The sequence below is a fragment of the Kitasatospora sp. NPDC096140 genome (genome assembly GCF_040303045.1).
Lineage (GTDB): Bacteria > Actinomycetota > Actinomycetes > Streptomycetales > Streptomycetaceae > Kitasatospora.
Genome location: NZ_JBEOUW010000079.1, coordinates 1 through 20,272, shown reverse-complemented (window position 1 = coordinate 20,272; position 20,272 = coordinate 1). Strand labels below are relative to the sequence as shown.

General features: G+C 70.7%; 22 protein-coding genes and 3 pseudogenes. 14 read left to right on the top strand and 11 right to left on the bottom strand.

Going from position 1 to position 20,272, the window contains the following annotated elements; all coding sequences use genetic code 11:
• Window positions 1-228: 228 nt before the first annotated feature.
• Window positions 229-1,269 (bottom strand): saccharopine dehydrogenase family protein, encoded by a 1,041-nt coding sequence (locus tag ABT048_RS40435; RefSeq protein WP_350526647.1) that lies wholly within the window; start codon window positions 1,267-1,269, stop codon window positions 229-231.
• A 102-nt stretch (window positions 1,270-1,371) separates the two neighbouring features.
• Here ABT048_RS40435 and ABT048_RS40430 point away from each other — a divergent pair, with 102 nt between their 5' ends.
• Window positions 1,372-2,307: a helix-turn-helix domain-containing protein gene (locus ABT048_RS40430; RefSeq protein ID WP_350526646.1), complete on the top strand. Its 936-nt coding sequence runs from the start codon at window positions 1,372-1,374 to the stop codon at window positions 2,305-2,307.
• A gap of 464 nt (window positions 2,308-2,771) precedes the next feature.
• Here the strand turns inward: ABT048_RS40430 and ABT048_RS40425 are convergent, their stop codons facing one another.
• A complete protein-coding gene (locus ABT048_RS40425) occupies window positions 2,772-3,161 on the bottom strand; it encodes an aggregation-promoting factor C-terminal-like domain-containing protein (RefSeq protein ID WP_350526645.1) in 390 nt (129 codons plus the stop codon).
• Between the two features lie 586 nt (window positions 3,162-3,747).
• Between ABT048_RS40425 and ABT048_RS40420 the strand changes: the two genes are divergently transcribed.
• The gene (locus ABT048_RS40420) at window positions 3,748-3,915 is read left to right on the top strand and encodes a hypothetical protein (protein ID WP_350526644.1); all 168 of its coding nucleotides are present in this window, start codon (window positions 3,748-3,750) and stop codon (window positions 3,913-3,915) included.
• Between the two features lie 186 nt (window positions 3,916-4,101).
• On the opposite strand, the pseudogene ABT048_RS40415 reads toward ABT048_RS40420, so the two are convergent.
• Window positions 4,102-4,311 (bottom strand): annotated as a pseudogene (locus ABT048_RS40415) (zeta toxin family protein); the annotation flags it as partial.
• 45 nt (window positions 4,312-4,356) lie between these two features.
• Complete coding sequence (locus ABT048_RS40410) at window positions 4,357-4,818, bottom strand: hypothetical protein (RefSeq protein WP_350526643.1); 462 nt, start codon at window positions 4,816-4,818, stop codon at window positions 4,357-4,359.
• A gap of 1,009 nt (window positions 4,819-5,827) precedes the next feature.
• On the opposite strand from ABT048_RS40410, the gene ABT048_RS40405 reads away from it, so the two are divergent.
• Together ABT048_RS40405 and ABT048_RS40400 are read left to right on the top strand one after the other, a co-directional pair.
• Entirely contained in the window at window positions 5,828-5,983 is a 156-nt protein-coding gene (locus ABT048_RS40405; RefSeq protein ID WP_350526642.1) for a hypothetical protein, read from the top strand.
• Window positions 5,984-6,471: 488 nt separating this feature from the next.
• A complete protein-coding gene (locus tag ABT048_RS40400; protein WP_350526641.1) occupies window positions 6,472-6,834 on the top strand; it encodes an avidin/streptavidin family protein in 363 nt (120 codons plus the stop codon).
• Window positions 6,835-7,154: 320 nt separating this feature from the next.
• On the opposite strand, the gene ABT048_RS40395 is transcribed toward ABT048_RS40400, so the two are convergent.
• Together ABT048_RS40395 and ABT048_RS40390 are read right to left on the bottom strand one after the other, a co-directional pair.
• Window positions 7,155-8,273: a fatty acid desaturase family protein gene (locus ABT048_RS40395; protein ID WP_350526640.1), complete on the bottom strand. Its 1,119-nt coding sequence runs from the start codon at window positions 8,271-8,273 to the stop codon at window positions 7,155-7,157.
• Between the two features lie 7 nt (window positions 8,274-8,280).
• Entirely contained in the window at window positions 8,281-9,345 is a 1,065-nt protein-coding gene (locus ABT048_RS40390; RefSeq protein WP_350526639.1) for a ferredoxin reductase, read from the bottom strand.
• A gap of 87 nt (window positions 9,346-9,432) precedes the next feature.
• Here ABT048_RS40390 and ABT048_RS40385 point away from each other — a divergent pair, with 87 nt between their 5' ends.
• Window positions 9,433-10,572, top strand: coding sequence for a PucR family transcriptional regulator (locus ABT048_RS40385; protein WP_350526638.1), 1,140 nt, complete (start codon window positions 9,433-9,435; stop codon window positions 10,570-10,572).
• A 167-nt stretch (window positions 10,573-10,739) separates the two neighbouring features.
• On the top strand, window positions 10,740-10,889 hold the full coding sequence (locus ABT048_RS40380; protein ID WP_350526637.1) for a hypothetical protein: 150 nt from the start codon (window positions 10,740-10,742) through the stop codon (window positions 10,887-10,889).
• On the opposite strand, the gene ABT048_RS40375 is transcribed toward ABT048_RS40380, so the two are convergent.
• The 3 genes and pseudogenes from ABT048_RS40375 to ABT048_RS40370 all read right to left on the bottom strand — a co-directional run.
• Entirely contained in the window at window positions 10,886-11,278 is a 393-nt protein-coding gene (locus ABT048_RS40375; RefSeq protein ID WP_350526636.1) for a hypothetical protein, read from the bottom strand. The two genes, ABT048_RS40380 and ABT048_RS40375, sit on opposite strands and share 4 nt — an antisense overlap.
• A 124-nt stretch (window positions 11,279-11,402) precedes the next feature.
• Window positions 11,403-11,501: pseudogene (locus ABT048_RS41785) on the bottom strand (IS5/IS1182 family transposase); the annotation flags it as partial.
• Window positions 11,502-11,514: 13 nt separating this feature from the next.
• Window positions 11,515-11,700: pseudogene (locus ABT048_RS40370) on the bottom strand (transposase); the annotation flags it as partial.
• 151 nt (window positions 11,701-11,851) lie between these two features.
• Between ABT048_RS40370 and ABT048_RS40365 the strand changes: the two are divergent.
• The 3 genes from ABT048_RS40365 (at window position 11,852) to ABT048_RS40355 (ending at window position 14,380) form a co-directional block, all read left to right on the top strand.
• The gene (locus ABT048_RS40365; RefSeq protein WP_350526635.1) at window positions 11,852-13,387 is read left to right on the top strand and encodes a DUF2637 domain-containing protein; all 1,536 of its coding nucleotides are present in this window, start codon (window positions 11,852-11,854) and stop codon (window positions 13,385-13,387) included.
• A gap of 154 nt (window positions 13,388-13,541) precedes the next feature.
• Window positions 13,542-13,976, top strand: a complete 435-nt coding sequence (locus ABT048_RS40360) for a restriction endonuclease fold toxin-2 domain-containing protein (RefSeq protein WP_350526634.1) — start codon at window positions 13,542-13,544, stop codon at window positions 13,974-13,976.
• A gap of 29 nt (window positions 13,977-14,005) precedes the next feature.
• Complete coding sequence (locus ABT048_RS40355; RefSeq protein ID WP_350526633.1) at window positions 14,006-14,380, top strand: hypothetical protein; 375 nt, start codon at window positions 14,006-14,008, stop codon at window positions 14,378-14,380.
• 48 nt (window positions 14,381-14,428) lie between these two features.
• On the opposite strand, the gene ABT048_RS40350 is transcribed toward ABT048_RS40355, so the two are convergent.
• A complete protein-coding gene (locus tag ABT048_RS40350; protein WP_350526632.1) occupies window positions 14,429-15,016 on the bottom strand; it encodes a TetR/AcrR family transcriptional regulator in 588 nt (195 codons plus the stop codon).
• A 118-nt stretch (window positions 15,017-15,134) separates the two neighbouring features.
• Here ABT048_RS40350 and ABT048_RS40345 point away from each other — a divergent pair, with 118 nt between their 5' ends.
• Window positions 15,135-16,061, top strand: a complete 927-nt coding sequence (locus tag ABT048_RS40345; RefSeq protein ID WP_350526631.1) for an NmrA/HSCARG family protein — start codon at window positions 15,135-15,137, stop codon at window positions 16,059-16,061.
• Window positions 16,058-16,948, top strand: coding sequence for a TIGR03620 family F420-dependent LLM class oxidoreductase (locus ABT048_RS40340; protein WP_350526630.1), 891 nt, complete (start codon window positions 16,058-16,060; stop codon window positions 16,946-16,948). The genes ABT048_RS40345 and ABT048_RS40340 overlap by 4 nt, the downstream gene beginning before the upstream one ends.
• A gap of 360 nt (window positions 16,949-17,308) precedes the next feature.
• Here the strand turns inward: ABT048_RS40340 and ABT048_RS40335 are convergent, their stop codons facing one another.
• On the bottom strand, window positions 17,309-17,890 hold the full coding sequence (locus tag ABT048_RS40335; RefSeq protein WP_350526629.1) for a TetR/AcrR family transcriptional regulator: 582 nt from the start codon (window positions 17,888-17,890) through the stop codon (window positions 17,309-17,311).
• Window positions 17,891-18,096: 206 nt separating this feature from the next.
• On the opposite strand from ABT048_RS40335, the gene ABT048_RS40330 reads away from it, so the two are divergent.
• The 3 genes from ABT048_RS40330 (at window position 18,097) to ABT048_RS40320 (ending at window position 20,254) form a co-directional block, all read left to right on the top strand.
• Complete coding sequence (locus tag ABT048_RS40330; RefSeq protein ID WP_350526628.1) at window positions 18,097-18,603, top strand: hypothetical protein; 507 nt, start codon at window positions 18,097-18,099, stop codon at window positions 18,601-18,603.
• A gap of 756 nt (window positions 18,604-19,359) precedes the next feature.
• Window positions 19,360-19,749: a peptidoglycan-binding domain-containing protein gene (locus tag ABT048_RS40325; protein ID WP_350526627.1), complete on the top strand. Its 390-nt coding sequence runs from the start codon at window positions 19,360-19,362 to the stop codon at window positions 19,747-19,749.
• A 121-nt stretch (window positions 19,750-19,870) separates the two neighbouring features.
• Entirely contained in the window at window positions 19,871-20,254 is a 384-nt protein-coding gene (locus ABT048_RS40320) for a hypothetical protein (RefSeq protein WP_350526626.1), read from the top strand.
• Window positions 20,255-20,272 lie beyond the last annotated feature (18 nt).

The following is a 20,272-nucleotide window of genomic DNA, read 5'->3' as shown; positions in this document are numbered from 1 at the left end:
GGGGCTGGTGGCGCACGGGCCGGGCGGTTCCGGGCGACCCGGAGGAGGCCGGCGCGGAGGTGCCGGACCTCGCCGTCCGGGCCCCGCTCCTCGCCGTCCGGGCCCCGTAGCGCGGCAGCGGGTCGGCGACGACCGCCGCTACGCCGGTGCGGAGAAGAACCTCCATGACGGTGGCGGCCCTTCCCGCTGCAGTCGGACTGCCGGGGCCGTGCGAGCCCCGACCGTGCGTCACCCGATCGGTGCTCCGTCGGCCAGTTCCACGGTCAGGTGGCCGGACAGTGCCCGCAGGAAGTCGGCGGCGTCGAAGGCCTCGCCCGCGGAGGCGACGCCGACCGTCCGGGTACGCCCGGTGAGGATGCGGTGCACCGCCTCTACGGCCAGGGGCGCCGAGACGGCGTAGATGTCCCGTCCGCGCGCCACCGCCCGGCGCTGCTCGCCGCCGGTCCGCACCACCACGTCGACCAGGAAGGTCTGGTCGGAGCGGCCCTGCCCGTCGGCCGGCACCGGCGCGGGTGTCTGCGGGGCGGCGAGGTCGCGGACGGCCTCGACGGTCATGTAGCTGTGCAGGTCGGTGACGGCGAGGTGGCTCGGCACGGTGACGATGTCCGCCATGGCGAAGTCGCCGATGACCGGGCGTAGGCCCAGCGGCTCGGGGAAGGCCCAGTCCAGCGCGGGAAGTTCGTCCTGGTGGTACGTCAGCCGGCCGCCGGTGTGCCGCAGCCGACGGTCGCCGCGCCGTTCCCGCGAGACGGTGCCCGACAGCCGGGTGCCCGGGGTGGGGTGCCAACTGCTCAGCCCGTAGGCGATGTGGACCTCGTCGGCCGCCGTCCGGCCGCCCATCGCGGCGGTGGCCAGCAGGTCGCCGAGGCCGCCGTAGAAGGCCATCGCCGGGACGACCACGGTGCCCGCGGCCCGGGCCCGGTCGGCGAACCGCTCGAAGGTGTCCAGGTTGGCCTCGATCTCCGCCGCCACGTCCACGTACGGGATCCCGGCGCGCAGGGCCGCCTCGATCACCGGGCCGACGGTGGAGGCGAACGGGCCGGCGCAGTTGATCACCGCGTCGGTGCCGGCCAGCGCGCGGTCCAGCGAGTCCGCGTCCTCGACCGTGGCCGGCCGCACCTCGCTGCCCGGGTGCTCGGCGGCCAGCGCCACCAGCCTGCCCGCGTCCCGCCCCACCAGCACCGGGCGGAAGCCCCGCTCCCCGAGCTCCGCCACCACGAACCGCCCGGTGTGCCCGTACGCCCCGAACACCGCGACCGTCTGTCCCATCGTTCCCGCCTCTTCCCGCTCGTCCTCCGTTGCCACCATCCTGGCCACGCGGGACACCGGGCGGTGAGTGTCCGGAACGACACGGCTCGTACAATTCCGGACATGACTTCTGTCGCACTGGCCGTCACCGAGGGCATGCTGCACTTCGAACTCTCCCTGGCGCACGAGGTCTTCGGCGCGCGCCCGGCCGCCGTCACCGGCCCCTGGTACGACCTGGCCGTCTGCGGCCCCGGCCCGGTCCGGGTCGAACGGTTCCGGCTGGAGCCCGACCGCGGGCTCGACGGGCTGGCGGCCGCCGACCTGGTGATCGTCCCAGGCTGGGCCGACGTGGACGTGGACCCGCCCGCCGACCTGGTCGACGCCGTACGCGCGGCCCACCGGGCGGGCGCACGGGTCGCCTCGCTCTGCACCGGCGCGTTCGTGCTCGCCGCCGCCGGACTCCTGGACGGCCTGCGCGCCACCACGCACTGGGCTCACACCGACGTGCTGGCCGCCCGCTTCCCGCGGGTGGCGGTCGACCCCGACGTGCTCTACGTCGACAACGGCAGCGTGCTCACCTCCGCGGGCAAGGCCGCGGCCATGGACCTGTGCCTGCACCTGGTCCGCCTCGACCACGGCGCCGCCGTCGCCAACACGGTGGCCCGCCGCCTGGTGGTCCCGCCGCACCGGGACGGCGGGCAGGCCCAGTTCGTCACCACCCCGGTGCCCGCCCCCGAGAGCCACCCGCTCGCCGACCTCCTCCCGTGGGTGCTGGAGCGCCTCGACCAGCCGCTGACGGTGGAGGACCTCGCCCGGCAGGCCCGGATGAGTTCGCGCCACCTCGGCCGGCACTTCCGGGCGGTCACCGGCGCCACGCCGCTGCAGTGGCTGCTCGCCCAACGCATCCGCCACGCCCAGGAGTTGCTGGAGACCACCAATGACGGGATGGAGCGGATCGCCGACGCGACCGGCATGGGCACCGCCACCACGCTGCGCCGCCATTTCCACCGCACGGTCGGCGTGCCCCCCGACACCTACCGTCGCACGTTCCGCTCCTGACGCGCCGCCGGGCCGCCGGCGCCTGGAGCACCGCCGAGACCCGCTCCCGCCCCCGGTCCACCGCCACGATCCCGACACGCGTCTCCCGCCCACCGCGGTCACCACGCCGTCGATCCCGACCCCGACCCCGGGAGCTCCGCCCGCGAGCGGACCTCGCCGGCCGTGAGCCCGCGCAGCAGTGCCGGGCGCGGTCACCCGGGTGGGGTCGGTCCGCCGGCGGGCCCGCAGCACGCCGTCAGGCGGGGTCGCACTCGGTCACTCGGTACACATGGCCCACCGGTCCCACGGTATCCATCGGTCCCGGAAACGGCGGAGGGGCCCGGTGCGCGTGGTGTGCGCACCGGGCCCCTCCGGGGCAGGCCCCGTGCGGCCGCGGACTCGGCTCGTGCCGTCGTCGTGGCTCGTGGGGCGGCCGGGTCGAGCGGCGGATCGCCGGGGTGCGGCCGATCCGTTGCCGAGCCCGGTCAGTAGTTGTGGTGGATCTGCCAGTAGGCCCAGGCGGCGTTCGGGCTGCCGTAGCGGCCGTTCATGTAGTCGTAGGCCCACTTGATCTGGGTGGAGGCGCTGGTCTTCCAGTCGGCGCCGGCGGAGGCCATCTTGTTGCCGGGCAGGGCCTGGCCGAGGCCGTAGGCGCCCGAGGAGGCGTTGGTCGCGGTGACGTTCCAGCCGCTCTCGTGGGAGATGATCTGGCTGAAGGAGGCGAGCTGGTCGGCGGGGACGATGCTCGCGGCCAGCTCCTGCGGCGTGGTGGCCGAGGCGGCGGTCGGGACGACGGCGGCGCCGATGACGGCGATGCCGGCGGCGGCGGTGAGCAGGGCGGCGGACTTGCGCATGCGGGTGGCGATCACGGGCATGTGGGAGTTCGACCTCAATCATGGGGGTGCCTCGTCCCGCGGCTCGGCCGGCCCGGCAGGGCCGGCGGGCGGGAGTCGACACCGGGGCGGTCACGGATGGTGACCGCCGGCGGAAGGTGCGGCAGTGGATCGGACCACCGCCGCAGCTGGCGACTCAGCCATTGTTAGCGGGCTCGGCCGCCGGCTCCAAGGGGTGCCCGTTACGACGCTGCGTCGTAGTGCGGCGGGGTGAACGCGCCGGTGGAAGACGGCCCGGCACCCGTCATCCAGGCGTCCAAACCTGGGCGAATTCAGACTTTTCGGACGATTTGCAAGGTCTCGACCTGCGACAACACCGGAGACCCTGCGGTAGCGGCGGGGGAGCGGCAGCGACGGAGGCGGACGGCCCGGCCGCGGTGACCGGAACCGGTGAGCGGCCCACTAGGAAGGGTAGGAGACGCCCGGAGCGCGTGACGACCGTCACCGGGCACCCCCTCCGGCACTCCCCGGGAAGCGATCCGGCTCACACCGTGGTGACGTTCGATAGCCGTCCGATGGCACCCGTGCGCGCCCGCACCACCGAAGTCCGTGTGACCATGGCGGAAGGATGGACGACCCGGCCGCCCTCACCCGCGAGCCCGACCGCGAACCGGAGCCCATCGATGTGCCGGCGGGGCCCGCGCCCGCTGGCACGGAGGAGCAGCAGAACACCGCCTCCTGGTCGGTGCAGGGGCGCGCCTGCTCCGCGAGCAGGGCCGGCGCCGCCGCCGGGTGATGGGGTCGGTTTAGGTCGGCCGGCTGCGGTACGGGGCCGTGGTGTCGCGCCGCATCACGGTGATCTGGTCGACGGCCGCCAGTTCCTCGGCGGTCGCGACGGCGGCGAGCAGCACCAGGTGGTGGGTGTCGTGGCCGGCGCGGTGGCGAACCGGGTGGGCAGGCCCCGCGCGCTGAGCCGGGCGTACCGGTGGGCTGTGCCCCGGGAGTCGGCCGCGCGCACGGCCGGCACGAGCAGCTCCACCCGGTACCCGGCCCGTCGGAACGTCCGTGCCTCGGCGGCGAACTTCGCGGGGTCGGCGGGGGTCGTCCCGACGACGAGGCTGCCACGGCGCTCGCGCACACAGGCCTCGGACTTCGCCTGCCAAGCCCGGTAGTCGGCGCGGATTGGCTCCAAGCCGGGATGGCCCGCCGATCCGGCGAGCCGTCCCGGGGATTGGCGTCAGTACCAGTTGGTGCAGGCGATGTTGTACCCCCACTGCGGGTTCGCGTACGGGCTCCCCGCCCATTCGGCGGCCGAACAGGCGCGGTACCACACGCCTCCGTCGTCGTACTTCACCGGCAGGGTGTACCAGCCGCCAGGGCCCAGGTACCGCCGGTCAAGGAAGCTGTTCCAGGTCCGGCCGCCGTCGAAGGACTGGTCGTAGTAGAACGCGACGTTGCTGCTCCCGGCATACAGCCAGCCGGTGACGTAGTGGTGGCCGTCGCTGCCGACGTACTGGTTGATCTCGACCGTGTTGGTGTTTCCGCCGGGGTTGTAGGTGGCGGTGTTCCACACACCGCTGGTGAGGGCGGAGCCCACTGCGGGCTTCGCCGGTGTGGTGGTCTCAGCCGACGCGGTACCGGCCAGGGGTGCGAGGAGCAGCCCGACAGCTGCGGCAAGTACGGGAAGTTTCTTGATCACGCTGCGGCTCCCTGATCTCGTCCGCGCCCGGCTGGCGCGGACAGGCCGTCCACCGTCGCAGTCCTGCGTGGCCTCGAAAAGGTCATCGTGTCCGGACGGACCGATTCCCTCCCGCTCTTTGGCCGGCAACGGTCCCTTGACGCGACCGACGAGGCCTCCCTGCTCCGCGCCCTCGCCGACTGGGCTCAGTGCATCTGGAACCCGTTGGCCGCAGCAATGATGATCACGATCAGGGCAATGAAGGGCGCCTGTCAGGCGTCAGATGGGGATCAGGAAGGCGAACACAAACGGAGCGTTCTACCGCTCCGCGCTGCATCCCCTCCTCCTGCGCGTCAACGCCTACCTGATGCGCCGGATCCGCAACAAGTACAGGCGGCTCCGGACGTTCAAGAAGGCCCGCGCGTGCTGGAAACGCGCAACGCGCCAGTACCCGAGGCTCTTGGCCCACTGGGCATGGACACCGGGCTTCTCGTGTCCAGGATGACAAGAGCGGAGTGACGGGAGACTGTCACGCTCCGTTCTGTGGGAGCCCGGGGGTGAGATTCGCCCCGGGCGACCCGACTCTCTGCGCGCCCCTGTCCTCCTGGTGGTGGGGGTGAGTGGTGGTGCGCTGTTGGGTCGGGGTGGCCCGCGGCGCTGGATGGCGGGCCCTGCCCGGCGGCCTGGCGGCCTTCGTGGTCCCGGCCGCTGTCCAGGTTCGTCACCGCGCCGTCATCGGTGACGAACACCTTCCCTGCTTGAACGGGTTCATCGGGGATGTATGCGAACTTGAGGCGTGCGGGTCACGCCTCTGCAGCCCATGGCAGTGCATGGCATTTCACGGCAGGAGCCGGTGAGCGTGACCGATTGATCCTGAAATGCCTTGGACGGCTCCAACGCATCCGCGCACCCGATCTGACGCCGTGTCAGGCTGTGCACACGGAGAAGGGCCCCGTGACCGGTGCTTGCCGGCGTGGTCACGAGGCCCCGAATCCGAAGCATCCGTACGTCTGGAAACAGGAGGCTTCGCATGAAGTCTATTGAGAACTCCACGCCAGTCAGCGAACGGCGCCGATGGGCCCGCCGGCACAGCCGTTTGGCGGTGACCAGCCTGATCAAGGGTGCGGCCGGTGCATTCGGTGGCACCGTCGTTAGCCTGCTCACGGTGTGGGTCCAGCACCGCTGACCGCTCAGTGCCGCGGTCCGGCATCGGGCCGCGGCGCATCGGAACGACGCGATACTTGACCTGTCCGAGGTGAAGACTCGCCACTGCAGCGGCGCTCGGCCCCGGCGACCCAGCGTGTGCACAGCGCGCAGTCGGCGCCGAAGAGGGGCAGCGGCTGCCGGAGGTTGCGCCGGGTGCCCGGGTGGCTGTCCAAGTCGTGCCTCCACGGGCTGTCGGTGCCGCGGTGCGTGGTTCCCGCCGGGCGCCACCACCCGAGGATGACCGTCCCGGACCGGCGCCGTCAGGTTCTGTCATTGTCCCGCTGGTGCGAGGGTGCGCACCGTTCAGTGCCGCAGCGGAGCGGGACCTGAGTGCCGGCGTCCGGAGCTGGCGGGTGTCTGTTCGGGGTTCGGCCGGGTGCAGTAACGGGGCGGGCTTCCGGGCGGGTGCCGGTGTGAGGATGCGGGTGTTCGGGCGGTGCACGGGGTGTGAGACGGGAGGTGGCAGCAGTGGTCGATGGGGAGTGGTTCAACGAGCTGGGGTCGTGCCTGGACCTGGCGACGGACGGGGCGGGTGCCTTGTCGGGTACGTTCGCGCCGGGGGTGGGCCCGGCCGGGAAACGGGAGCTGGTGGGCCGCTACGACCCGTCCCCGGCAGGGGCGGGCGTGGCGCTGGGCTGGACGGTCACCTGGTCGAGCGGACAGGGTGAGGACGCCTCCGTGACCAGCTGGAGCGGCCAGTACCTGCCCGAGGAGGAGCGGATCGTCGCCCACTGGCTGTTCACCACCGCCTCCGGCGCGCGGGACGCGTGGCGGGCCACAGCGGTCGGGCAGGACGTCTTCGGGCGCCGCCTTCCCGACAACCCCGGGTGAACCACCAGGCGTCCCCGCACCGCCCGCCTGCCCGCCTGTGCCGCGCGCTGCTGATCATTGCGCGGTCCCCGTTCAAGTCCGGGACACCCCCGCGCTGATGTACAGGCCCGCGTTGGTCCAGTCGTTGCCGTCCTGATGGAGGACGCGGCCGGCCGCGGAGCATGTTGCCCGCAGACGCCCACGCCGCGGGCCGTGCTCAGCCGGATCGATCCCGTTCTGCCGTACGGTCTGCTGTCGCGGTCGCCCGCCATCCGCAACGCATCTCATCGGACCCGGCGGTGCCGCGAGTACGGCCGGAAGATCTGAACCGGTACCGGGAATCAGGCCGCGACGAGTTCCTGCTCGCGGTCCGGCGTCCTGACCTTGGGCTTCCTGTTCGGCAGCGAGAGCCGGAAGACCTTGCGCCACGCGGAGAACACCTGCTTGGGCAGCGGCCCGGTGACGTACTCCAGCTCGTACTTCTCGAACAGCGCGCGCACCTTCACCGCGACCTCGGCGTACCGGTTGCTCGGCAGGTCCGGGAACAGGTGGTGCTCGATCTGGTGCGACAGGTTGCCGGTCATGAAGTGCATGGCCTTGCTGCCGCTGATGTTCGCCGAACCCATCATCTGGCGCAGGTACCACTGGCCGCGCGTCTCGCCCTCGATGGACCGGCGCTCGAAGACCTGGACGCCCTCGGGGAAGTGCCCGCACATGATCACCGAGTGGGACCAGATGTTGCGGACCAGGTTCGCGGTGAACGTGGCGGCCAGCGTGGTGAGGAACGACGGGCCCGACAGCAGCGGGTGGATCACGTAGTCCTTGAGCGCCTGCTTGCGGATCTTGCGGCCCACGGCCTTGGCCCGCGCGCGGAACTCCGGGTTCTTGCGGCGGCGCTTGTGCAGGTTCTTGCCGAGCTCCAGGTCGTACGCTGCGATGCCGTACTCGAAGAAGCAGGCATTGACGAAGTTCCACAGCGGCTGGCCGAGGTGGAACGGGTGCCACTTCTGGTCCTCGTCGACGCGCATGATGCCGTAGCCGAGGTCGTTGTCCTTGCCGATCACGTTGGTGTACGTGTGGTGCAGCTCGTTGTGCGAGTGCTTCCACTGCTCGGACGGCGAGACGTGATCCCACTCCCAGGTGGTGGAGTGGATCTTCGGGTCCCGCATCCAGTCCCACTGGCCGTGCAGGACGTTGTGGCCGATCTCCATGTTGTCCATGATCTTCGCCACGGACAGACCGGCGGTGCCGAGCAGCCACGCGGGCGGGAAGATCGAGAACAGCAGCACGCCCCTGCTGGCCAGTTCGAGCTTGCGCTGCGCCGAGATGACCTTGCGGATGTAGGCGGCGTCCTTCTCGCCGCGGCCGGCGATCACCTCGTCGCGGATCGCGTCCAGCTCGCGGCCGAGCTCCTCGATCTGCTCCGCGGTCAGGTGGGCGGTGGGGTCGATGGCGGTCACGGCGCTCCTACCGTTCGATGTCGCAGGGGCCCGCCGCGGCGGACACGCAGGTCTGGATGAGGACGCCCGGTTCGGCCTCGGTGATCTCGCCGGTGCGCAGGTCCCGGACGGCGCCCGCCTTGAGCGGCGTGACGCAGCCGAAGCAGATGCCCATGCGGCACCCGGAGGGCATGAGCACCCCGGCCTCCTCGCCGATGTCCAGCAACGGCGTGGCGCCGTCCGCGTCGACGGTCCTGCCGGTGGCGCTGAACGTGACCTCGCCGCCGCCGTTGCCGTCGTCGCCGGCGACGATGCCGGGGCGGAAGCGTTCGGTGTGCAGGCGCTCCCGGACGCCGTGCTCGGTCCAGTGCGCCTCTGCGGCGTCGAGCAGGCCCGCGGGTCCGCAGGCCCAGGTCTCGCGCTCGGCCCAGTCGGGCACGACGTCGTCGAGACGGGAGATGTCGAGCCTGCCGTCGGTGTCGGTGTGCACTTCGGTGAGGCGCAGCTTCTTGTCCGCGACCAGACCGTGCAGTTCGTCGCGGAAGATCACGTCCTGCGGCTGTGGTGCGCAGTGGACCATGACGACGTCGTCGAACTCGCTGTCGCGCAGCATGCCCATCACGGGCGTGATGCCGCTGCCGGCCGTCAGGTAGAGCACCTTGGCGGGCTTGACCTGTGGGAGCACGAAGTCACCGGCCGGCTGGTCGAGCTGGACCAGCGTGCCCGGTGTCGCCCTGCGGACCAGGTGGTTGCTGACCTTGCCGCCCGGGATCGCCTTCACCGTGATCGTGACGCGGCCGTCCCGGCGGTTCGTCGGCGAGGTGATCGAGTAGGAACGCCACAGTCGCCTCCCGTCGACGTCCACCCCGATCCGCACGTACTGGCCCGCCGTGTGGCCGCGCCAGCCCCGCCCCGGCCTGATCACGACGGTCGCGGCGTCACCCGTCTCGGGGTGCACGGCCTCGATGCGCCCACGCAGGTCGGCGCCCGCACGCAGCGGGCTGACCAGGTCGAGGTAGTCCGACGGCAGCAGCGGCGTCGTGACCATCTCCAGCAGTTTCCACGCCCTGCTGCGGAGGGCTGTACTCGTCATGACTCCAGCTTGCTGCGCCGCAGGGCGTAAAGTCCTGACCGAAGGACGTAAATCTGGTCGACCGAATTGTTCGCAAGGAACAAAAACGTGAGCCAAGCAATCCGGAGGGCCGGCGAACCGGCTCTCGACGAGACGACGGTCACCGCACTTCGGGCCGAGCTGAAGGCCACCGCCGACGAGGTCGTCCAGGCGATCATCGACGAGGTCCCCTCCTACGCCAACGCCCTATCGGGCCGCATGGGCGGCACCATCCGCCGAGCCGTCCGCACCGCCCTGGGGCACTACCTGGACCTCGCGAGCGGGAACGCCACAGGCGGCGACGCCGGTGACGCGGCCTACGAGCTCGGCCGCGGCGAGGTGCGCGACGGCCGTTCGATGGACGCCCTGCTCAGCGCCTACCGCGTCGGCGCCCGCGTGGCCTGGCGATGCCTGGCAGCGGGTGCCGTACCCGCAGGTCTGCCCGCCGCGGAGGTCGCCAAGTTCGCCGAGCTGACCTTCGCCTACATCGACGAACTCTCCGCCGCGAGCGCCGCGGGCCACGCCGACGAACTGGCCGCCCGGGGCAGGGACCACGAACGCCACCTGGAACACCTGGCCCGCGAGCTTCTCGCCGGCGCGGGTCCGGACGTGCTGCTGGCCTCTGCTCAACGGGCCGGGTGGCAGCCTCCGGTTTCGCTGACCGCGGTCCTGCTGCCCGCCGACCAGGCCCGGCCCGCCTACCGCGCGCTCGACCCGGGCACCCTCGTCCTCGACGACCTGCCGGACGCCACCGGCGTGCTGCTCGTCCCCGACGCCGACCGATCACATCTCTTGCGGCAGCTGGCCGACCGCACCGCCGTGGTCGGCCCGGCCCGGCCGTGGACGCGTGCGTCCGCCTCGTACGCACGAGCCGTACGCGCGCGCTCCCTCTCCTCCGACATTCGCGACACCGAGGACCACCTGCCCGAGCTGGTGCTGAGCGCCGACGCGGACGCGTTCGCAGACCTGCGTGCCCGAGCCCTCGCACCGTTGCGGGCCTTGCCCGTCGTGACCGCACGGCGGCTGGAGGAGACGTTGCGGGAGTGGCTGCTGCACCAGGGCAGGCGGGACGAGGTGGCGGCGGCGTTGTTCGTCCATCCCCAGACAGTCCGGTACCGGATGTCGCAGCTGCGGGAGCTGTTTCCGGATCTCGCATCGCCGCACCGGGTCCTTGAACTGACGCTGGCGGTGGGTCTTCGGGTCGGCTGACGGGTATTTCGACCGTCCACGACCGCGTCCGCGGGCGTTCCAGGAATCGTGTCCCGTTCCCGGTGCCGTCGGCGGTTCTTCCAGGCCCTCCAGAACGAGGAGTCCAGCGTGATCGTCGCTCCCCGCGGCAAGCTCTGCCTGCGCCGTGGTCCAGGCGGGGCAGGGGCGTGGCCGGGGAGACCGACTGGCCGGTGTCGGTCAGCGCCGCCCCCGGCCGCTTCAACAAGCTCCTCGGCTGCCTCTACCACTGCTTGCGGAACCGCACGCTCTACGACTCCGAACGGGCTTTCGCCCAGGCTGTCGCGCTCGCCGCCTAGAGCCGCGCGCCGACGGAGATGTCGACTGCAGCCGCGTTCCAACCGGGCTCGTCAACGGCGACCCGGATCCGCCGCCTGCCCGCTTCCCCGACGAGACTCACGAAGCGCGTCACACCCATGACATCACCGATGACCAGCCGTCCGTCGGCCAACGAGATCGGCCCCTCGAAGACAGCCGTGAAGGAAGGATCCGGTCCGGGCCCCTCGTCGAACGGCTCGGAGAAGAGCCGGACCCTGACCAGCTGAACCTGAGCCTGAACCCGGACCGCCACGTGGGTGTCACACCCGACCGCGGCTTCGTCTCGCAAGTTCAACGCCGGCAACCAGTCGGTCGATCCCAGCGCCAGAACCGGATGATTCACCCGAAAGTCAACACCCGCGACCTGCATGTTCGGTCCCCTCCGGACTCCCCTTCGCAACGCTCGGCGATGCTACCGGGCGGCTCCGACATGCCAGCTGAGGACTCAGAGCCCACCGACTGCAGGGGCTGGACGTGACGCCTCCACCGGCGAGTTGACCGCCAGCGACATGAGATGTCTTGGTGGTCAGTCCGCCCCGTGACCTGCCGAGCGCCTCGCGGCGCGCGACTGCTGCCGGATCATCCGATTCGTCCTCGGACTGGCCGGTAGACGGTCTGCCACGGGCCATACCGTTCGGGCAGATCACGCCACGGCGCACCCGTGCGCAGCCGCCACAGCACCCCGTTCACCACCTGGCGGTGATTCCGCCAAGGACGCCCGGCGCCATCCTGCTGTGGCAGCAACGGCTCAATCCGAGTCCACGCCGCATCCGTTATCTCTCCTCGACCCACCACAAGATCAATTATGAGCTAGGGAGTCCTTGAGGCGGCTGACCAGGTATGTCCCGTGCGCTTAGTCCGACCCACATGAAAAACTGCACCCCCTGAGCACAAGCAGAGGGGGAGAGCCGTGACACGACCGGTCCTGACCAGGGTCCACTGGGTGTTGATTTCGCTCGTCGCGCTGGGCGCCACGTTCGTCGCACTGATCGGCCTGGCCGGCTCCTACCTGGCGGTCCGCCGGGTGGCGTTCGGTGTCGGCATGGGCCAGTTCTCCTACGCCTTCCCGATCGGCGTGGACGTCGGCATCCTCGTCCTCCTCGCGCTGGACCTCGTCCTCACCTGGCTGCGCATCCCCTTCCCGCTGCTGCGCCCCACCGCTTGGGGCCTGACAGCGGCGACCATTGCGTTCAACGCGGCGGCTTCCTGGCCCGACCCGCTGGGCACCGGAATGCACTCCGTCATCCCGGTGCTCTTCATCATCATCAGCGAGGCGACGCGGCACGCCATCGCCAGGCTCGCGCGACTCGGCTCCGACAGGTCCATCGAGAAGATCCGGCTGATGCGCTGGCTCCTCGCTCCCCGTCAGACCTGGGCGATGTGGCGCCGGATGCAGCTGTGGGAGATCCGGAGCGTGGACGAAGCGGTCCTGCTTGAGCAGGCCCGCCTCGCATACCTCACCCTGCTGAAGGACGCCCCGGTCGGCCCGAAGAAGAAGCTGCCCGCTGCTGCGCGCCTGCCACTGGACCTGCTTGAGCTGGGTGTGCCGATGGAGATCACCTACGAAGACGGCCTCGCGGCCGCTGGCGTCGCCACTCGCCCGCTGGACCGGATCTTCGCTGCACGAGCGGCAGCCACCGACGGCCAGCGGAAGCAGCAGGGTCAGGCTCCGGAGGGCACGGCCCAGCTTCCGGCGGTTGCCGGTCCGCGCAAGGAGCTGGCCCCAGCTGACGGTGAGATACCGTCCATCTCTGCCGCGGAAGGGGCGGAGCCGATGCGGGCACAGCACGACAGCGTTGCGGGTCTGGCGGCTGGCCAGCCGGCCGCTTTGCGGGAGTTTGCCGGGCAGTCCTTCGCGGATGCGGGACCGGGCATCGAGTCGATTGCGGGTGCGGGCCACCTCGTTCCGCAAAGCCCGGTTCCTACACAGGCATATCCAGAGTCTTCGCAGGTCAACGCCCCTGCGGGAGGCTATTCGGAGGCTGCTCCGGTGCCGCTGCAGGCGGTGCGAGCCGAGCCGGAGCCGGACCTGACGCTCGCGTACGAGCAGCCAGAGGCCCTTGATTCCCGCACGGCTCTTGCGGGTGCGGGACAGGCCGAGGAGCCGGTGCGGGAGACCTCCGCAGACCTTACGGAGACCGTCCGCACCGAAGGGGCCGCGCCCGATTCCGACCCGGGCGAGGACGACCTGCCGGCCATCGATCCTGCACTGGCGGACCGGGCGCTCGCCAGGAACATCCCCTTGAAGTGGGCCATCGGCTTTGCCACCTTGGTCGCCGAGTACGGGCGCCACCCCGGACCGGAAGAACTCCGCCGTCACCTCTACAAGAGCCCTTACAACCTCCGGGCACGGGGCAAGGACGACCAGCCGGTGAGCCTGCGCAGCGTCGGGCGCTACTACAACGACCTCAGGGACCTCGTCCCGCTCCCCAGCCAGGACGACCAGGAGCAGCTCCAGCTGGAGAGTGCTGGGGCCTGACCCCCTCCCTCCACGACGACGGTCCGGCACCCGCAGGTGCCGGACCGTTTCGCTGCCCTCCGGCACACCAGGCTGGTGAGCCGGTGCGGCAGCCGCTCTTCCAACTGGTCGATCAGCAGCAGCGCCGAGCACCACCAGCCACCCGCCCGTACCCGTGCGCCCAAGCCCCCCGGACGAGCCCGACCCGAAGATCAACGCGAGGCGGGCGTACCAGGTCAGGGTGGCCGGATCGACGGAGTACCGGTTGTACACCGACGTGCAGGATCCTACGGGGCGCGAGCTGGGTATGGACGCCGACGGTGTCCGCCCGGAAGACGGTGCCGCGATCGACGCCAAGTGCATTGGTCAGCAGAAGAGTTGCAAGTCGCTGTTCCGCTTGGACAATGCGGACGGGGTCTTCGAATTCGCGTACGAGAACACCATGAAGCGGGAGTCCGCGAAGCCGGAGAAGTACGCATCGGCCTTGACGGACCCCCGGAACAAGGTCAACCACCTCGAACTCATCACGAACGACCCCAAGGCCTCCGCCTGCTTCCAGTCCCTCATGACGGCCCAGGGCGTCACCGGCCGCGTCCGCATCGAACCCTGACCTGCAGCATCGAGAGAAGAGAGCACCCCGTGGGGTCCGGCTTCTACGTCAGTGCCGACCGCGAACGAGTCGGGCCGTGGACCTTCACCGGGGAGCAGGTGCAGAAGTGCGTCGAGAGGCACTGGCCGGACGCCACGGTGAGCAGCGTGTTCGAGGGCTTCCTGGAGATCGTGGCGGACGTCGCCCCCGGGTGGCCGACGGAGCTGTCGTTCAGCCTCCAGCACAGCGTGTTCTCGTTCGAGGACCGGGGATCGCCCGTTGGATCCCTGACCGTCATCTACAGGGTGCTGCACGACCTGGCGCCCGAGGTGCCCATCGTGTGGTGGATCGACCACGACGTGGATATTCAACCCCTTGACCTGGCAGGAGGCCTCGAAGTGTTCATCGGGAGCTTCCCCGTCTAAGACCGACCGAGGATAGGCGTTGCGCTCCTTGGCTGCGGAATGAGGGCTTCAGCGTGCGCGCACCCCCTCGATAGCCAGGTTGAGCAGCCGGTCGGCCTCACCTGGGCCGTCGGGGTCCCCCTCGGTGGCCAAAGCGATGGCGCTGACGAGTTTGAGCAGTTGGGCGATGGTGACGTCGGGGCGTACGGCATTCATGTGGCGGGCGCGGTCGAGGAGTTCGTCGCCGGCGCTGGTGATCATTGCGTGGCAGGTGCTTCCCAGTGTTGAGTCGCCGTCGCGGGTGCCGTGCATGAGTGACGCTCCCAGGCCCCGGTTGGCGACGGCGTGTGCGCCGACGGCGCGGAGCCAGGTGACGAGTGCGGCTCCGGGATCGGACGCGGGCAGCAGCTCGTGGGCTTGGGCGCAGAGGGCCTCCACCCGCCCCTTGAAGACGGCTTCCAGGAGCAACTGACGCGAGGGAAAGTGTCGGTGGAGTGTGGCTGAGCCGACGCCGGCGTGGCGGGCGATCTGTTCCAGCGAGGCTTCGGCGCCGTGCTCGGCGACCAGGCTCTCGGCGGCGGCCACGATCCGGTCGTAGTTGCGGCGCGCGTCGGCGCGCATCGGCCGCGCAGTGGGGCCAGCTGCAGTCTTGGGCACGGGAACTCCTGACGGCTTGCTAACTGGGGTGGTCCTCCATATTGTATCGACCGATAACCGGAGGGGCGCCCCAGTTACTGGGTGTGCCCCCTCGTCGGCATGCGATACGGGGAGATTCGTGGAACCGACAGGAAAGACCGTCGTCGTGGTGGGGGCTACCGGCCTGCAGGGCCGGGCAGTCGCACGGCACCTGCTCAGCAGTGGCTGGCAGGTACGCGCACTCACCCGCGACCCGAACGGGGAGCCGGCCCGGGCACTGGCGAGCGCAGGTGCGCAGATCGTGCGCGCGCAGATGGAGGACGTCTCCTCGTTGATCGCCGCGACCAACGGCGCATACGGCATGTTCAGCGTCCAGCCCACTGTCGGCTCCCCGGGAACCGCACCGGGCTTCAGCGCCGAGGACGAGGTCCGCTGGGGGATCAACGTCGCCGAAGCCGCACGTGCCGCCGGCGTCGAGCACTTCGTCTTCACCTCGGTCGCCGGCGCGGACCGTCACGGCAGTGAAACACTGCCGCAGAACCTGGTCAGCAAGTGGCGCATCGAGCAGCACATCGCCGCGCTCCGCCTGCCCGCGACGATCCTGCGGCCGGTCTCCTTCATGGAGAACTTCACCGGCGAATACGCCCTGCAAGGCGGAGGGTTGGCCACTGCCCTCGCCCCCGAGGTCCCCCAGCAGATCATGGCGGTGGACGACGTCGGCTTCGTCACCGCGCTCGCGTTCTCCCGGCCCGAGGAGTGGATCGGCCGCGCGGCGACCTTGGCAGCGGACGAACTCACGCCGGTACAGATCGCGGCGGCCATCGAGAGCGCGCTCGGGCGTCAGCTGCCGTACGTCCGGATCCCGATCGAAGCGATCCGGGCCCTCAGCGAGGACTTCGCATTCGCCTACGAGTGGCTCAACGAACGCGGCTACCGCGCGGACATCACCGCAACCCGCCGTATCCACCCCGGAGCGATGAATCTCCGTACCTGGCTGGAGCGCACCGGCGCAGCCCAGATCGCCGCGTTCCTGGCCACCCAGCCCACCGCCGGGCAGCACGCATGAGCGCCCGTACACCCGATTCATCCGCTCTCGGGCGCATCGGGATCTGGGCGGGCGACCTCGACAGCTACCCTGCGGCAGGAATGCGCGAGGCCGAGACAGCGATCGAGGATCTCGGCTACGGCACCCTCTGGTTCGCCGAGACCACGGGGCGGGAGGCCATGGCGCAGGCCGCGATCCTGCTGTCCGCCACGCGGCGGATCACCGTGGCCGCTGGCATGACCGACATCTACGCGCGCGACGCGGTGACCGCCGCCGCTGCCCGGCGCACCTTGGAGGAGGCGTTCCCCGGGCGATTCCTGCTTGGACTGTGGGAGAGCCACCCGAGCCTCGCCGAGGACATCCGCGGTCACCGCTTCGGCTCACCGCCGGCCACGATGGGCGCCTACCTCGACACTCTCGACGCCGCCCCGTTCGGGCCGCCCGCCACAACAGCCTTGCGGCGCCATGTGCTGGCGGCCCTGGAGCCGGGCATGCTCGCACTCGCCGCCGAACGCACCTGGGGAGCCACCGTGTTGGGCATGCCCGTCGAGTACACCAGCACCGCGAGGGCGGTGCTGGGACCTGACGCGCTCCTGGCCGTGACCCAACTGTGCGTGCTGAGCCCCGACCGCACCCGCACTGCCGAACTGGCCGCTGCCATGGCTGCGGCGGCCCTGCCGAACCGGCGAACGCTGCTGCACGACCTGAAGTACCAGGACGTCGACGCGCTCGGCGACCGGCTCGTTGACGCGATTGTGGCCCACGGCGATGCCGAGGACATCGCCCGCCGTGTCCACGAGCACCTCGACGCAGGAGCCGACCACGTCAGCCTCCACCTCCTGACCCCCGCACCGGGCATCGCCCCCATCCGCCAGTGGGAGCACATGGCCACCCACCTGCTGCCCTGACCGGATCCGTCCACGTGGGAGCCGCGGTCGTGCCGCGGCTCGGCGTTCGATGCCGGGGTGACGATCCACGGAGCGTCGACCAGTTCGCCGAGGTGCACCTCGGTACGGCCCGCTCGGGCCGGTGTGGTGGCGCCACGACCAGTTCGGTGTCCGCGACGGTCTCGACGTGCAGGCGCGGCGCCTCGCCGTCCCAAGGTCGGTGGGGCGGGCGGGACGTCGGTACGGCGAGGTCGATCGAGCCCGCGCGCAGTGCCCGGACCGGGGAGCTCGTGCGCGGGAGGGCGGGCCCTCGGCAGGTGGCCGGCCGAGGCGCGCCGCTGTCGATGCAGGATTTCGCTGTGCGCCCGCCTGTTCCCGTGGTCAGCGCTGTCTGAGGCCGTTGAGGAGGTAGTCGATGCGGGCGGCGGTGTCGTCCGCATCGAGTGGACCGGTTCCGAGTAGGAGGCGGTAGTAGACGGGTCCGAAGAGGAGTTCGACCATGGTTCGGGTGGGGATGTCGGTGCGCAGTTCGCCGGCTGTGACGGCCTGGTCGAGGCGGTCCTGCCAGGCCTTGTTGCGGGGTTCGAGGAAGTCGGTGCGGAGGTCTTCGGCGAGTCCGGGGTCGCTCTGGGCGTCGGCGACCAGGCCGCGCCAGATGGTTCCGAGGTCGGTGCCGAGGGCCTGGATGACTCCTTGTGCGGCGGTGGTGATGTCGGCGGTGATGTCGCCGGTGTCCGGGACGCCGGAGAAGGGCCCGGTGTGGTCGTTGAGGGCTTCGAGGACGACGGCGGCCTTGCTGGGCCACCAGCGGTAGATGGTTTGTTTCCCGACTCCGGCGGTGTGGGCGATGCCCTCGATGGTGACCCGGGCGTAGCCGTCGCGGACGGCGATTTCGAGGGCGGCGTCGAGGATGGCGCGGTGGGAGCGCTGGTTGCGGAGGTCCGGATTCGGTGCTGGCGGCATGGTCCGAAGTATTCCACGAGACGTCACGTGCCGTCTTGACGTGATCGTCTTGCGCGGGGAACATGGTGGAGCGCGAGGCGAGACGAGACGGTACGTCGCGAGACGAGACGGTGTGGGCTGCCGTACGGGGGCGTCTCCGTCACGGGGGATCGCCTCGCGCCGAAAACGCCGGGACTGACCGACCGGCCCACGCCCAGGGGGAACCAATGAAGACCATCGCGTCCGACATCGGCCGCGCCGGCTCGGTGCGCAGGAAGCTCGGCAGACGAGCGGACAGCGCGGCCGTCGCCATGGCACTCGCCGGAGCCGGCCTCATCACCGGCACCGGCCAGGCGCACGCGTCGGGGACCTGGATCAATGGCTGGAGCACAGTCTCGACACCGTTCCGCTGCACCGTCGGCAGCGACGAGGCGACTGACTTCTGCCTGTACTACAACAGTGGTGCCGAGGGCGCCATTTGGGTGTCCCAGTCCGGGAAGGTGTACTCCGTCTGGGACTACTACTTCCGCAACGACGGCTACGGCTCGAACGGTGCCGGAGCGGCCGTCTGGCACGATGCCGCGAGCGTCGAGGCCGCCGTGGGCGGCTGCGCCGTCGGGGTCTACTCCGGGACGTCGTTCACCGGCGATGCGAAGTACGTCCCTTCCGGCCGTGGCGGCAACCTCACGTCCACCGTGAAGAACAAGGAAGAGAGCATCGGCGCCGCCTGCTGACCGCCGCCGGCTGTACCTCCACCCCCACCGGCGCACTCGCTCCCACGCAGTCGGTTGCCACCCCGACCGTCGCCGCCGGAACGGCGGAACTGCACCTGCCGGTCGAGGCCTACATGCTCTCGCCCACGCAGTCGGTACAGTTCAACTGGGTCCAGCAGGCCGCGACCGGCGCCTGCATGAAGCGGTACGGGCAGGACTACTCGGTACCGGCCCGACCGGACCGCACGCCGGTCGGAGCGTTCGAGACCATGAAGCGCCGATACGGCATCAGCGACGCCGACGAGACACACCAGTGGGGCTATCACCTCCCGGAGACCGCCGCCCCCCACAGAACCGCGCCGATCGGCAAACCCCCGCTCGACGCACAGACCGTCCTGACAGGCGTCGACCCTCGGACCCGGAACCGGGTGTCGAGCTTCGCCGGAAAGCCACTGCCCGAACACGGCTGTCTCACGGAGCTCGACCGGATTCTCCCGGCCGCAGCCGCCGGACCGCTCGGCCCCGGCAACGGCGAACAGGGGATCGTCGCCACACTCAAGGCCAAGTCCTTCGAGGACTCCCAGGCCGATCCCCGGGTGACCGCAGCCATCGCCGCCTCTGATCACAGTCCCGTGCGGCGACTCCACTGCGCTCCACTGCGCTCCACTGCGCTCCACGCCGCTCCACGCCGCGATTCCACCGTGCGACTCCGTGCTGTGGCTCGTGCGCTCCCGGCGGCTCGGGCAGCCCGCATCCCATCCCTATCGAAGGACCCCCATGATCAAGAAGTCGATCCGCCGCGGCCTGGTCGCGGCCGCCGCCCTCACCCTCTCCACCGCCGCACTGGCCGGCACCGCGCAGGCGTCGACCACCGCCCCCTGGCTCGGGTACAACCACGTCACCTCCGGCACCGGCGTGCGGTGCGTGCAGCACCTGGTCAACGACTACCGCCGGGCGAGCGGCCAGGACCCCATCGACGAGGACGGCCAGTGGGGCCCGCAGACCGACGGCGCCGTGCGGAACTTCCAGCAGGTCTCCCTCGGCAGCAGCCAGGCGGACGGCATCGTCGGCCCGGCCACCGGCAGCAAGCTGATGAATTACTCCTGGACCGACTCGGCCGCCGGGCCCGACGGCTCCTGCCAGCCGTACGTCCCGACCTACAGCTGACCGGCGCGCGGCGCACCGCGACCCGCCCGACCGCGACCCGCTCAACCGCACCCACCAGACCTGCCGTGCGCCGAACCGGCAGACGGACACCCGCAGAGAACCCATAGAGAAGAGGAAGACCGTGCGAAACGGACTCAGGAAGTTCGCGGCGACCGCCGCCGTCGGCGTCTCCGTGCTCACCATGTCGCTGGCCGGCGCCACGGGCGCGCAGGCCGACTCCCAGGACGGCTGCCCCTACCCGTACGTCTGCATCTACGACGGCCCCAGCAGCGAGACCATCGTCGCCGAGTTCCGGGACATCACCAGCTACTACCAGAACACCAACCACGGGCCCGGCTTCGCTGCCGTCAACACCAGGAACCAGGACACGGTGTGGCTCCGCATCGACTACGGCTCCGGCACCATCGGCTACCAGTGCCTCTCCAACGCGTCCCACGACCAGAACAGCATCTCGTCCATCGGAACCATCACCGGCATCAAGATCACCTCCAACACCAGCTGCTGACGCCCGCCTCCAGGCCGG